This window comes from uncultured Pseudoteredinibacter sp., from assembly GCF_947502065.1.
Lineage (GTDB): Bacteria > Pseudomonadota > Gammaproteobacteria > Pseudomonadales > Cellvibrionaceae > Pseudoteredinibacter.
Map to the genome: position 1 here is coordinate 231,812 of NZ_CANMYE010000004.1, position 13,109 is coordinate 244,920.

Below are 13,109 nucleotides of genomic sequence, written 5' to 3' on the forward strand. Positions count from 1 at the left end.
GCCATACAAACTCCCTGTATTCTTACTTATCTTCTAAGTCTCGATAACGCAATAGCTCTTCGCTCAACCAATCTACACTTTTTATTTCATTTTTTATCGCCTTGCCCGTGACACAATGAACCTTGTAATACTTCCCAGACATCGTGCTTTTGGTAGCACAAAGGCGAATAAAGTCTTCTGCTGTCTTTATCTCATCGGCAAAATAACGATACTTTCTTTGTATATGTTTTACGGCCTCCTTCCCACTATGCCGCTTGCCATTACGCTCATATTGGCAATTGGTGCTTTTCACATAGGCAAGCAGGTGATTTATTTCTTGTTGAGATTTAGCTGGCTCACTTGCATCAGCTGGTACCACCCCAATGGCCAAGGCCATTAAAAAAAGAAAGGCAAAGCATATTTGTTGCATTAGAATTCCCATAGAAAGTAGCGATTCAGTTACCCGAGCTATAGCTCGATCACCATATCAATGCGATGCATGTCTGGCCCCCAACCGTCCTGTTTCTCACAAACGGTCTTGGCAGCAAACTTCTTAAAGAAAGGAGCAGACTTGTGGCTTGCTGCAATTTTTAAAGTCTGAGCCCCAAGCAAACGAGCCCGGCTTAGAGCCCGTGACATAAGCTCGGTTCCAATTCCACTTCCTTGCATATCGGGGTTAATCAAAATCCAATTTAGCGAGGCAGCTCTTGCTGCAAAAGCCCCACCACTGATCGCTGTTTCTTCTGGAAACACCCCAAATGCCGCTATAAGCTTGCCCGAAATAAAGCAAAGCTCGTACGCATCAGGGCTTGCCTCAAGAAAGCTTTTGTAATCATCCCGCTCATTTGGCGCAAAGTACTCGGGGCAATTTGCATCGAATAGCTTCAAACAGTCATCCAAGACTGCCGAAACATAGGGCAGGTATAAAAGCTCTTTTTTCACACTAAATATCCGCCACAAGCTTGCCCCACATTGCTAACACCGCAACGAAGTTAATGGTAAAAACTACCCCGCGTAATTTAATACTGGAATGAAAAATTTGCACCGCACTGTGCAATATTCTACCCGCCACAAAAACCCAAGCCATAAGAATGTAGAAAGTCGATGATTCAAGGCCCTTCAGGATTATTAATATACAAGCAACATGAAAAAAAAGCGGCCATTCAAATTGGCTACTTAGGTTAGCGCTTATTTTGACTTGGACTGATTCAAAAGGATTACTGCCATCACTACGATTTCCAATACCCCACACCTTCGGCGCTCTTGCGACGGTCAACATTGCATAGAGTGCTGAACACAGCAGGATATGGACCACCATAGGAATTACTATACTTTCCATACTTCAATACTCCTTTTGACCCCTACGCGATTTTTGTCTTTGGCGACGACGCTCTTTACGGATACTTGGTCCTGTACGCTCCAACTCACAAACTTTCGCGAAGGCTAGTTCCACAAGCAGAGGACCTGCTAAAATTAATACTGCGAATGTCAAAAAGCTTTCTGTCTTTATACCAATATATACTGCGATACTAGCAATACACATTAGAAGCAAAGACAAGCAGCATTTAGAGAGAGTTGTGTACTGGTAGTTATTGAAACAGCTATGACAATCCATGCTATTTGCGAAGGACAGCATTTTCATTCCAAGCTCATATTCCTTACAGTTTGGGCACTTGCGCTTCATAGCTCCCTTGATCCCTCTCCAACACTCACTACTCGGGCGGTTATAGCGCTAATCTATTGATAAGCGCTGATCAACACAAGCCCTATCCCCATTTGCCGCTACTATCTTGCATAGCCGCTCTACTTGCCTTATATTCACCCTACCAACCGGTAGGTAGGCACTACATTGATTGAATTTATGAAAACCCAGAGCAAATGCCCCCATGACTAAGCTGAAATCCGTAAAAACACCTGAACTGGATACCAAAAGCCGTATTTTGCAGGCCGCTTTAGAGGCCTTTTCCCAAAGTGGCTTCTACGGCACCAGTATTAATAGCGTTGCAGAAGCGGTCAATATCAAGAAGCCTTCATTGCTGCATCACTTCTCTAGCAAAGAAAAGCTCTATGGCGCGGTTTTGGAGTCCATATCTACCCGCTTGTTAAGCGAACTAGAAGCGGCTATGGCCAGCTCTGAAGATGAAAAGCAACAGATGCTGAATGTGATGGATAGCTTTTATCGCTGGAATAAAGAATGCCCCAATGAAACAGTTTTGCTACTGCGTGAAATGCTGGATAACCCCCAGCGCGCCGCCACGGCCCACAATTGGTATTTAGCGCCTTGGCTGGAGCGATTAGTTGAGCTGATTCGCCGTGGCCAGCAGAACGGCCGCTTCCATGAGCTGGAGCCTATGGCATTCCTCTACAACATTATTGGTGCACAACATTATTTCGTGGTGTCCCTACCCACCTTAAAACAAATACTCAGCGCCAGTGACTTCAAGGCCCTATTAAAACAACAACGCCAAGAGCTAAAGTCGCTGATCGAATTGCGCCTGTTCAAATAATTTAAAGAATCAAATTATAGAATAATGAGAAGCCTGATATGAAACATCAACGCCAAGTCGAACTGCTGCAGCAGTGCTTAGATTATATCGATACAAAAACTACCCAACACGAAGAACAAGAGTACCTATCGCCGGTTTATAAATACCACGATCAAGAGTACTTTGATCAAGAACTTGATGCCGTATTTAAGCGCATGCCCAATATGGTGGCCCATGTCAGCGAGATAGAGCTTGGCAATGGCTTTATCACACGGAATTTACACGGTATCAGTGTCATTATTGCTCGCCAAAACGACGGCTGTGATGATAGTAGCTTTAAGGCGATGATCAACGTTTGCAAACACCGCGGTGCTCGTTTAGAAGGTGCAGAAAGTGGTTGCAAAAACCGTTTTGTATGCCCCTATCATGGCTGGATGTTTAATAACAAAGGCGAGTTAAAAGGCGTTCCTCATCAAGAGGGGTTCCCCACATTAATTAAAAGCGACAGTGGGCTAAATGAATTATCGCTTTGGGTACGTAACGGCTTTATCTTTGTCTTACCAAACACCGATGTAGAGTTTGATTTTGATAAGTTCTGGGCACCGATCGCTGAAGATCTTGATGATTACAATATTGAAGACATGATGGTCTATCGCCCGGTGACCAAAACCTGGAACAGCAACTGGAAGATTGTCTCCGGTGGCGGCTTAGAGTCTTATCACTTTCAGGTTACTCATGCGAAGACAATTGCGCCCTACTTCTTCAGCAACACCTCTTATCTCGAAGACTTTGGCCCACATTTTCGCTTGATTTTGCCGCGCCAATCGATCAATCAATTACGTGAGCAAGATCAAAGCGAATGGCAAATACGCGATCACACCCATATGGTGTACCAGCTATTTCCTAATGTTGCTTTGCTGGTACAAGAAGACCATATCGCCATGTTTATCATGAAGCCTGTTAGCCCAAGCGAAGTTGAAATTACCTTTCAAATGCTAATACCCAAAGATGGATTCGCACAGCGAGAACAAGCTTACTGGGATAGAAATCACCAGATTACCGAAATTACCCTAAATGAAGACTTTGAAATGGGTGAGTCGATTCAATCTGGCATCCGGTCTGGTGCCAACAAGCACTTGCGTTTTGGCTTATCCGAATGGGGCTTAGCAAAGCTTGAGCAGTTCATCGATCAGGCCATCGCAGGAAAGCCCCCTGGACAATAATTAGGCCTGCTGGGTTAAAACTGTCATTTTGAGCGAAATAAACACTAAAAGGGTCACCAAATACAATTGGACTGCTTTGGCATTCTTGTCATTATTCAAGCTATACACTATAGCTTGAATAATGAGGCCTAGATATGTCCCAGAATTATGACGACTCTGAATTGGGTTTATTTCGTGAAATGGCAGTACGCTGCTTAGAACAAGAAGTTGAACCCCATTACGAAGCCTGGGAAGAAGCCCACGCCACCCCAAAAGAGATCTGGCAAACCCTTGGTGCTGCTGGCCTGCTAGGGCCAGATCTACCTGAAGAATACGGTGCCGCTGCGGCCTCCTTCCGCGTTGCGCAAATGATCACCTATGAAATGTCCCGCATGGGCTATGGCGGCCTTGGTAGTGGCTATAACATCCACTCAAACATCGTAATGCCTTATATTCTGAATATTGGTACCGATGAGCAAAAGCAGCAATGGCTACCTAAAATGGTAAGCGGAGAAGTTCTGGGCGCTATTGCCATGACCGAACCAGGTGCTGGCAGTGACTTGGCCGGTATGAGCACCAGTGCCGTACGCGATGGTGACGATTGGATCTTAAATGGCTCCAAAGTATTTATTACTAATGGCATCTATGCAGATCTCGTTATCGTATGCGCCAAAACCGACCCAAGCGCGGGTGCAAAAGGTATCTCCCTATTCTTGGTTGATACCTCATTGCCTGGCTTTAATCGCGGCAAGTCTATTCGTAAAATTGGTCAACACTCTAGCGATACCGCTGAGCTATTCTTCGAAAATATGCGCATACCCGCTAATGCGCTATTAGGTGAAGAAGGTAAAGGCTTTATCTACCTAATGGAAGAATTGCCCCGCGAGCGCTTAGGCGTTGCCAGCCAAGCCGTCGGCGCTGCAGACGGAGCCATTGCCTTGGCCGTTGATTACACAAAGGATCGCAAAGCCTTTGGCCAATCGATCAGCCAATTCCAAAATACTCGCTTCAAAATGGCTGAATGCCAAGCCAAAGTAGAAACGGTACGCGCCCTGCTTGAAAAAAATATGGATAAGTACGAGCGCAGCGAGATGAGTGTTGAAGATGCAGCAATCCTCAAACTAAGCTCAACAGAAATGCAGCTAGAAGTTGTCGACCAATGTCTACAAATGTTTGGTGGTTACGGCTACACCGCCGAATACCCGATCTCCCGCTTCTACGTTGATGCCCGCATTCAAACTATTTACGCAGGTACTTCGGAGATTATGAAAGAAGTGATTTCTCGCGGGATTTTTAAGTAAGTCGATTATTCGTCGGGGCGATTGAGGCCTGTTTAATTGGCCTTTAGTATCGCAACGACGGACCGATCTTCGAGCTGGAGAGGGACTGCGGGGGACACATAAATACATCCTTGTAGCTCTTCTCCGGCATCCCTGCCTCCAAAGCCCCCACAGTCCCTCTCCAGCTCGAGGATCTACTTTTGTGACATGTTAGGCCGAGGTGTTGACGATTGACCTACTAAAGAAATCTTTATCCTTTATATCTTTTCAAGCCTGAGTATAGCTTGGTCGGGATCGACTGGCTGCCCTTGATCTACTGTGCAACAGTACTAGTGTTCGGGTGGCTTAAAGTTTCAAAGTCCAAACACAAAAAGTGGTACATCAATGTCCATGACAACGCCCCCGCTTACCTCTTTGTAAAACTTAAAAAAGAGTAGGATAGCGCTACAAACGTACTTGACTGCCGAGGCAATACTTCAAGGTGTCAATGCTCCAAAATTTCTCCTGGCGCAACAAGAGGTGGCCAAGTCTCGATTAAAGCCACCTTTAAATACCATAGCAAAAACTCTTTACGAGCTGACTCATTTAAAACTACAGACTCCCAAGTGGCCCCTCCAGATATAGCTAGAGAGGAATTGAAACAAGCATCCCAGCATTCTGGAGTACAATCCTTTTCTGTTTTGGCTTCCATTGAGAAGTCATAGTCATATACAACAGTCTCAAAAGCAGACAAACATGAAAAACCAGCATAACTCGCAACAATATTATCTTCACTAGAACACATAATATTGTTGACTATAGTTTCAAACCTTTCAGCTTGTATCTTCAGCTCCTCTAGAGGCTCTTCTCCAGCTAAACACTGTATGGAAAGTGAGAGTATATTCCTTGCTGTACCGTCAACATCGTAGCAGCCCTCCCAAATCGGTAGAGTTTTATATGCGCAAGCAAGAGCTATCTTTGCTCGCCTATAATAACCAGCATCAGGGTGTAAATCTTTTGATAAAGCCTCAATGCCCCTATGTAATTGAATTCTAAAGCCCAATGAAAGCTCAGAAGAGCATTCTAAAATTGAACTGCCTTCTTCAATCATTCTGAGAAGCTCATCAGGGATATCATTGCTCAAAATTATTTAACTCTCATCTACTGTTTTTCTTCAATAAAAACATCCTGGACATCCACCACAATTGGCCTATATACGCCATCTCTTGCCATGTAAAGCCAGAAACTCTATGCGGGGCTGCCCCAGGAGAAATTTATGGAACACTAAGCACAATGTAGATTTCAGGCTCGGCGGTAGCTGGCCAGGAACCGTGGAGCAGCATGGACGCTGCGAAGTCGAGCGCCCCGGATGGTTTAAGCGTGTTCCAGGACAGCTACCGCCGAGCCTGAAATCGGTCGGGGCCAACAAAAAGATAAATACCCACCTTCAACAAAGTGAGAGGGCCGCCGATCGTGGCACAAGCACAACCCCACGTTCGGCCGGTTCGGAGCCCCAAACTACAAGTCTATAAAAAACTCACTCAACCGAAAGTAAATACACCGCCATCGCCCGACGCTGAGCCTCATCAAACGGATACACCGGCATAGGCGCATTAGGTTGCAAGAAATAATCACTTAAAGACTGCAAAGTGTAACGGCCATTTAAAGCATCCAAAGACTTACCACCACTATTACCCTTGCCTTGCAACAAATGACAAGATGCACAAGGATACTGATTGTATAGCTCTTCGCCGACTGCCAAAGCTACCCGCATCTCTTCCGTACTAAGCTCCTCAAAAGCCTTATCCGCAACAGTATCACTAGCCAAATCGACCAAAGTATTCTGCGACTGCCCATGACAAACACGGTAAATAGAGCCTGCATAGTCATCAGAAACATAAACACAACCATCCGGCCCCTCGGCAATATCTACCGGACGCCCGATAATATCCTCATTCTTTTCAAAGCCACTTAAAAAATCCTCACCGCTTACAGAACCATCCTCTTGCCAATGTAAGGCCACCACCTTATAACCGTCAGCCTTGCTGCGATTCCAAGAACCATGTAGTGCAACCAAAGCTGTTTTTTTGTAAGCAGAGGGAAACTTAGCATCACGAATAAAGCGCATCCCCAAAGGCGCATTATGAGCAGGAAAACCAAATACCGGAGAAGTAGAGATAGACAAACGATCTTCCTGACCTGGACCAAAATCCGGGTCTAAATCACCAAAGCCATTAATATAAGGCCAGCCATAAAACTGCCCTTCCTCTACCTTGTTTAGCTCGCACACCGGATAATCATCACCCAACAAATCACGACCATTATCTGTCGCATACAAACTGTTATCCCAAGGCGCAATATCCAAGCCTACGCTGTTACGCAAACCGGCGGCAAAAACCTCACCGTTTTTACCATCAACATCAAAACGCATAATGGTCGCGCGACGCTTATCAGCCTCTTCGCATACATTACAGGTAGAACCAATACTCAAATACAAATTACCATCATGTAAGCGAATCGATTTACTGCGATGATTACCATCATCCGGCAAGTCAGGAATAATAATTTCATAATCGCCCGCAAACTTCCCCTGCTCATGATCAAAGCGAACACGGCCAATCGCATTGGATTCAGCGATATATAAATAATCCTCGTAGAACTCTAAATCATTTGGCGCTTTTAAGCCTTCCATTAGAATTTCTTTGCCATCATGACGACCATCGCCATCCGCATCGGCTTTTAAACGCACTAGCTGACCGTCACGAGAAAGCACCGCTAAAAGATCACCCGAACGGCTAAACTCAATAAAGCGTACCTTAGTCAAACCTTCAGCATAACGCCCAACAGAAAAACCCTCAGGGACTTTCAAACGTTGAGCAATAACACTCTGCTGGGGTGCTTCAACACTGTAAACCCCCAAGACATTAAGAATGGCCTTGGCACTGCCCAAAGATAATGGCCCAAACTGCAACAAAGCAGCAATCGCCAAAACTAAAACCAGAAGTATAATGACAAGCCATTTAACAAGCTTAAACAAAAAGGCCACGGGAATTTCCTTTTATTGTTATGGTTAGAGTCTTGGCAGATTATCATAATTTGCCTATATTGAGACGATAATGTTGTCTGACATGACGCAGCTCTTAATACGTACAAAATAAGCACAAAAAAACCAATTAAAGCCAATCTAGAGAGACCAGAGATGCTTGAAGCCTTAATACCCGCCATGGCTCGGGTAACTGAGAATATCGGCCAGGAAGGCTTCGCAGACAGCATGTTGGCTTTCTTTGAGCATATCTGCCCAGTGCAAAGCTTAGCCGCATTTGCTTTTCCCAAAGATGGGCGCCCTAAGCTGCTACTGGATATTTACGAAGATGGCATTATCGGCAAGCAGGCCAGCATGAATCGCTATATGTCAGGGGCTTATCTTTTAGACCCTTATTTTCAAGCCTGCCAAGAGCAGCAAGACAGCGGCATCTATCGTCTTGCAGAGCTTGCCGCCGATGACTTTGAGCAAAGTGAGTATTTTAAGCAATATTTCCAATTCGCTAACTTTACTGATGAAATTGGCTATCTATTGCAGGTCGAACAGGATTATATCCATCTATCACTGTGCAGTACCAAGGCCTTTGATGAATCCGCTAAAGCAAGCCTGCAGCAACTTAGCCCTTGGGTGCTGGCGATCATGTCCCAGCACTGGCGCGAATTCGGTCAAAGCAGTTCGGCTCAAGAGCAAGATGATATGCACCAGCGCTTGCAGCAAGCCTTTGCCCAGTTCGGGCAGTCATTTTTGACCCAGCGTGAGGCAGAAATCGCACGCTTGCTGCTGCAAGGGCACTCAACCAAATCAATGGCCGAACGCTTAGGCATCTCGATGGAAACCATCAAGGTGCACAAACGCAACCTCTACAACAAGCTGGATATCAACTCCCAATCCGAGCTTTTCTCCTTATTCCTCAACTCCTTAAGCCTACTGGGGCCGCAAGATATTGGAGACCCGCTATTGGCCTACCATCAACGACCTAAAGCCACATAAAGGGTAAACTCGCGACTGCACGCACTATCTAGCAGTAACACCGACACTATCTAGCACTAACAGCTACATTGTCTTACACCTACCCTATAGGGGTATGGGCAGCATGCTGGCTTTTGCATAGTCTTATACCCTAAGCAATAAATCAAAAACCGAGAGTACTATGAGCCAGAGCGAGCAATACGATAGCCAAGCCATCAATCAAATCGATAAGGATCACCATCTGCACCCTTGGCAGATCTTCGATGTATTTCGAGAGGAAGGCGCCCTAGCCATCGCCAAAGGTGAAGGCTGCTACATCTACGATACCGATGGAAAGCGTTATTTCGATTCTGTCGGCGGGCTTTGGTGCAATAATATCGGCCTCGGTCGTAAAGAAATGGCCGAAGCGATTGCGGCACAAGCTTACGAGCTATCCTACGCCAGCCCGTTTGTGGATCTCACCAATGTTCCTGCTGCAAAACTAGCGGCTAAGCTGGCTGAGTTAGCCCCAGCACCGATCAATCATGTGTTCTTTACCTGTGGTGGTTCAACCGCTGTTGATACCGCGTTTCGTATGATTCACTACTATCAGAATTGTCGCGGTAAGCACGAGAAAAAACATATCATCTCGCGCATGAACTCTTATCACGGTTCGACCTATGCCGCTATGTCGATTGGTGGCAAGCCTGGAGATCATCCGCCGGAATTTGATTACATCAGCGATACGATTCACCATTTATCTTACCCAAACTACTACCGCTGTGCGGAAGAAGGTCAAAGTGAAGCCGACTTTGTCGATCAGCTTGTTAAAGAGTTTGAAGATAAAATAGCCGAGCTAGGTGCTGATAAAGTGGCCGCCTTTTTTGCTGAGCCTATTATGGGTGCTGGTGGCGTTATCGTCGCCCCAGAAGGCTATCTGCAACGTATGCACCAAGTTTGTAAGCAAAACGATATTTTATTTGTTGCCGATGAGGTAGTAACAGCCTTTGGTCGTCTTGGGCACTGGTTTGCTTCAGAAAGCGAATTCGGCATCATTCCAGACATGATCACTTGCGCAAAGGGTTTAAGCTCTGGTTATCAGCCGCTTGGCGCTTTGCTGTTTTCCGATGAAATTTGGGATGTGCTTAATGCTGAGGATTCAGGCCGCTGCTTTGCTCACGGTTTCACTTACTCTGGTCATCCAGTTGCCTGTGCGGCGGCACTTAAGAACATTGAGATTCTTGAGCGCGAAAAGCTCTTAGAAAATGTAATGGAAGTGGGCCCTTACTTCGAGGAGCAACTTAAAACCCTAGAAGATCTTCCTATCGTTGGGCAGGTGCGCGGCCGTAAGTTTATGGTCTGCGTAGAATACGTTGCCGATAAAGCCACTAAGGCGCTGTTTCCTGAAGAGGAAGATATCGGCAAACGTGTATCCAACCACGCCGATGAGCTGGGCTTAATTACCCGTGCTATTGTTCATCTAAATGTTATGTCGCCGCCACTGACCATGACAAAAGAGGATGTCGATTTTATTGTTAGCACTTTGCGTAAGAGTATTGAGCTTACTATCGACGATTTAAAAACCGAGGGTTTATTGTAGTTTCCGAATTAGAGACCAGCCCATTCAATAAAAGGGACATCAAAGGCTCCAAGCAAAGTCCGATATTGATCGTAATATCGGACTATGTACATTCTTTGCTCCTGACCAGAATCTAGTTTGGGGCAGTGCTTTTCCGCTCCAACGCTGCATGGATTCATAACATCCAATTACTCACCCTACGGGCAGGCCCTATTCTGCTCCAAACAGAATAGTCATGTAGCCACCCGTTCCATGGATTCGCGCGTCCATGCGCTCAGCCTTTGGCCAAGCCCAAAACCTCTCCAAGAGGTTTGGTCAGGAGCCTAGTCGCTCCAAATCCCTACCTCAAGCCAGATTCTTACTTAGGTGGTCTCCGCAATGGGCTGCAGTAAAAGAGGTAAGTGAACACTCTAAAAGTAAATCCGGCCGAATAACAGGAGTAATCAGCAACTTAAGGCGTCCAATTAAAGTCCTATTTGTTTAAGGATGTGTACCCATAATTTTAGAAAGCACCGCCAGCATTGTTTCATCCGAGCCGCCACCGATTGCCGCTGCGCGGATATCACGGTACACCCTTGCTACATAGTTATCCCACATAAAGCCCATTCCTCCCCAGTACTGCAAGCAATCATTAGGAATTTTCTGGGTCAATTTACCCAGCTTGAACTTAGCAATGGTAGCTAGGCGGGTTACGTCTTCACCATGCATAATTTTCTCAACGGCATCAAAGCATAGCGAGCGTAGTAGTTCGACTTCTGCTTGCAGCTCCGCCAAGTGATAATGAATGGATTGATTGTGCAGCACAGGTGCACCAAAAATCTGCCGTTCGCGGGTGTATTCGATGGTTCTATCAATGCAGTTTTCAAATACCTTCAAGCAGCTTAAGGCACACCATAAGCGCTCCTCTTGAAATTGCTGCATTTGATAGAAAAAGCCCTTACCTTCTTCGCCAATTCGATGGCGTACTGGAACCTTAACATTATCAAAAAAGATCTGAGCGGTGTCTGAAGCATGCATACCCAGCTTTTCCAGTGGTTTAGAAAAACTGATCCCAGGGGTATCGCTCGGCACGATAATCAAAGATTTATTTTTATGCACCGGCCCTTCAGAGGTATTGGCCAACAAGCAAATAAAATCTGACTGCGTGGAGTTGGTAATCCACATTTTTGTGCCATTAATGACGTAGTCATCACCCTGTTGCTTGGCCTGTGTTTTTAACTGGGCTACATCAGAGCCCGCGCTTGGCTCGCTAACCCCAATACAAGCCACTCTCTCACCAGCGATTGCCGGGGCTAGGAATTCTTGTTTTAGATCGTGACTGCCAAAGTTAGTTAAGGCAGGCGTTGCCATGGTGGTATGAACCCCTAAGCCCAAGGGGGAGCTCATATGATCAGCGCGCCCAATCTCCTCAGCAAATATCGCTTGGAAGCTGTAATCCAAACCTAGGCCACCATACTCTTCAGGCTTGTTAATGCCTAATAAACCTAAAGCGGCGGCTTTTTTATAAAGCCCTTTGGCCGGGAAAATACCGGCTTTTTCCCAATCATCCACGTAGGGGTTGATCTCGTCGCGCACAAATCGTTGTACGGTTTCTCGTAGTTGTTCATGTTCTGCGCTAAAAATCATCGCCGTCCTCCTCAAACGCTACTGATTACAGGTCAAACACGGCCATCGTAAAGCTTTATCCAACAAAATGAGCATCACCACAATATATTGAAGCAATACTCACAGTCAAGTAGAGTGGCCGTGCTGGCCGCTGGAATTGAGTTATACTGGCGTGCTTTTAGCGTGCCTCGTATGGGCAAAAATCGACCAACGATTTGACAAGAAATAAACAAACTCAGGAATCAACATGGCAGCTACCCGCTCCAAATCGGAAAATCGCTCCCAAGAAAGAAGGGAAAAGATCCTTCAGGCCGCCATCAGCTTATTCTCCGAGCAGGGCTACCACCACAGCAGCACTCGCCAAATCGCCAAGACCGCCGGGGTTTCCGAAGGTACAGTGTTTAATAATTTCGAAAGCAAAAGCGCTCTTTTAGAAGTTATTATTCAAGGCTTTTACGAACGCTTAAGAAACACTGCCCAAGAAGGGCTTGTGAATAAGCATAGCTGTAAAGAACAGTTCGATTTCCTAGCGGAAAATCATATCTGCGTAATCTCGGAAGATAACTTTCTTTTAATGCGATTGCTGGCCGTATACTTTAGCGAGCATTTTAATTTCTATTTGGATTATCGTAACTCCAGCATCTTCAAGCACAGTAAAATCTACACCAGCCTTTTTGATCAAGTGATTCGCGAAGGCATCGCCCGTAAAGAGCTAAAGGAAGATATCAAACTGAGTGCCATGCGAGATTTATTCTTTGGCAGTATGGAGTATGGCGTGCGCAGTATGCTGGCACAGCTTGAGACCGAAGAGACAGCGCTAAATCAAAAGCAGTTAAAGGCGTACGCACACACGCTTTGCCAACCGATATGGCAAAGCATGGCAAATCCAAAAGAATTACACTCTAAAATCAATGAAAAAGAGCTAGATTTATGTGAGCGCCTAGAGCGTATTGCCGAGCGCTTAGAAGAAAAAATATAATACCGGAGCCCTACAGGCCCCGGCATTTA

At 45.7% G+C, this 13,109-nt stretch carries 12 protein-coding genes; 6 read left to right on the top strand and 6 right to left on the bottom strand.

The window, feature by feature from the left end; genetic code table 11:
* Window positions 1-22 precede the first annotated feature (22 nt).
* The 3 genes from Q1A41_RS12560 to Q1A41_RS12570 are packed head-to-tail and all read right to left on the bottom strand — an operon-like array spanning window position 23 to window position 1,318.
* Entirely contained in the window at window positions 23-409 is a 387-nt protein-coding gene (locus Q1A41_RS12560; RefSeq protein ID WP_299979413.1) for a DUF5329 family protein, read from the bottom strand.
* Between the two features lie 38 nt (window positions 410-447).
* A complete protein-coding gene (locus Q1A41_RS12565; RefSeq protein WP_299979416.1) occupies window positions 448-921 on the bottom strand; it encodes a GNAT family N-acetyltransferase in 474 nt (157 codons plus the stop codon).
* 1 nt (window position 922) lies between these two features.
* Window positions 923-1,318 carry an MAPEG family protein gene (locus Q1A41_RS12570; protein ID WP_299979418.1) on the bottom strand — a complete coding sequence of 132 codons (396 nt, stop codon included), beginning with the start codon at window positions 1,316-1,318 and terminating at the stop codon, window positions 923-925.
* 547 nt (window positions 1,319-1,865) lie between these two features.
* Here Q1A41_RS12570 and Q1A41_RS12575 point away from each other — a divergent pair.
* The 3 genes from Q1A41_RS12575 (at window position 1,866) to Q1A41_RS12585 (ending at window position 4,968) form a co-directional block, all read left to right on the top strand.
* Window positions 1,866-2,486, top strand: a complete 621-nt coding sequence (locus Q1A41_RS12575) for a TetR/AcrR family transcriptional regulator (protein WP_299979421.1) — start codon at window positions 1,866-1,868, stop codon at window positions 2,484-2,486.
* Window positions 2,487-2,524: 38 nt separating this feature from the next.
* A complete protein-coding gene (locus Q1A41_RS12580) occupies window positions 2,525-3,688 on the top strand; it encodes an aromatic ring-hydroxylating dioxygenase subunit alpha (RefSeq protein ID WP_299979424.1) in 1,164 nt (387 codons plus the stop codon).
* Window positions 3,689-3,822: 134 nt separating this feature from the next.
* On the top strand, window positions 3,823-4,968 hold the full coding sequence (locus tag Q1A41_RS12585; protein WP_299979427.1) for an acyl-CoA dehydrogenase family protein: 1,146 nt from the start codon (window positions 3,823-3,825) through the stop codon (window positions 4,966-4,968).
* Between the two features lie 463 nt (window positions 4,969-5,431).
* Here Q1A41_RS12585 and Q1A41_RS12590 read toward each other — a convergent pair whose 3' ends face one another.
* Together Q1A41_RS12590 and Q1A41_RS12595 are read right to left on the bottom strand one after the other, a co-directional pair.
* Entirely contained in the window at window positions 5,432-6,070 is a 639-nt protein-coding gene (locus Q1A41_RS12590; RefSeq protein ID WP_299979430.1) for an Imm5 family immunity protein, read from the bottom strand.
* 393 nt (window positions 6,071-6,463) lie between these two features.
* On the bottom strand, window positions 6,464-7,972 hold the full coding sequence (locus Q1A41_RS12595) for a PQQ-dependent sugar dehydrogenase (protein WP_299979432.1): 1,509 nt from the start codon (window positions 7,970-7,972) through the stop codon (window positions 6,464-6,466).
* A 153-nt stretch (window positions 7,973-8,125) separates the two neighbouring features.
* Between Q1A41_RS12595 and Q1A41_RS12600 the strand changes: the two genes are divergently transcribed.
* Both Q1A41_RS12600 and Q1A41_RS12605 read left to right on the top strand, forming a co-directional pair.
* Window positions 8,126-8,959, top strand: a complete 834-nt coding sequence (locus tag Q1A41_RS12600; RefSeq protein ID WP_299979434.1) for a helix-turn-helix transcriptional regulator — start codon at window positions 8,126-8,128, stop codon at window positions 8,957-8,959.
* A 160-nt stretch (window positions 8,960-9,119) separates the two neighbouring features.
* Complete coding sequence (locus Q1A41_RS12605; RefSeq protein ID WP_299979437.1) at window positions 9,120-10,517, top strand: aminotransferase; 1,398 nt, start codon at window positions 9,120-9,122, stop codon at window positions 10,515-10,517.
* Window positions 10,518-10,976: 459 nt separating this feature from the next.
* Here Q1A41_RS12605 and Q1A41_RS12610 read toward each other — a convergent pair whose 3' ends face one another.
* Window positions 10,977-12,122: an acyl-CoA dehydrogenase family protein gene (locus Q1A41_RS12610; protein ID WP_299979440.1), complete on the bottom strand. Its 1,146-nt coding sequence runs from the start codon at window positions 12,120-12,122 to the stop codon at window positions 10,977-10,979.
* A gap of 226 nt (window positions 12,123-12,348) precedes the next feature.
* On the opposite strand from Q1A41_RS12610, the gene Q1A41_RS12615 reads away from it, so the two are divergent.
* Window positions 12,349-13,080, top strand: a complete 732-nt coding sequence (locus tag Q1A41_RS12615; protein ID WP_299979443.1) for a TetR/AcrR family transcriptional regulator — start codon at window positions 12,349-12,351, stop codon at window positions 13,078-13,080.
* The last annotated feature ends 29 nt before the right edge of the window (window positions 13,081-13,109 follow it).

Bases quoted from the DNA above. Each gene is read 5' to 3' on its own strand.
- Q1A41_RS12580 (WP_299979424.1), top strand. From the start codon at position 2,525: ATGAAACATCAACGCCAAGTCGAACTGCTGCAGCAGTGCTTAGATTAT.
- Q1A41_RS12600 (WP_299979434.1), top strand. From the start codon at position 8,126: ATGCTTGAAGCCTTAATACCCGCCATGGCTCGGGTAACTGAGAATATC.
- Q1A41_RS12605 (WP_299979437.1), top strand. From the start codon at position 9,120: ATGAGCCAGAGCGAGCAATACGATAGCCAAGCCATCAATCAAATCGAT.
- Q1A41_RS12570 (WP_299979418.1), bottom strand. From the start codon at position 1,318: ATGGAAAGTATAGTAATTCCTATGGTGGTCCATATCCTGCTGTGTTCA.
- Q1A41_RS12575 (WP_299979421.1), top strand. From the start codon at position 1,866: ATGACTAAGCTGAAATCCGTAAAAACACCTGAACTGGATACCAAAAGC.
- Q1A41_RS12615 (WP_299979443.1), top strand. From the start codon at position 12,349: ATGGCAGCTACCCGCTCCAAATCGGAAAATCGCTCCCAAGAAAGAAGG.
- Q1A41_RS12560 (WP_299979413.1), bottom strand. From the start codon at position 409: ATGCAACAAATATGCTTTGCCTTTCTTTTTTTAATGGCCTTGGCCATT.
- Q1A41_RS12610 (WP_299979440.1), bottom strand. From the start codon at position 12,122: ATGATTTTTAGCGCAGAACATGAACAACTACGAGAAACCGTACAACGA.
- Q1A41_RS12585 (WP_299979427.1), top strand. From the start codon at position 3,823: ATGTCCCAGAATTATGACGACTCTGAATTGGGTTTATTTCGTGAAATG.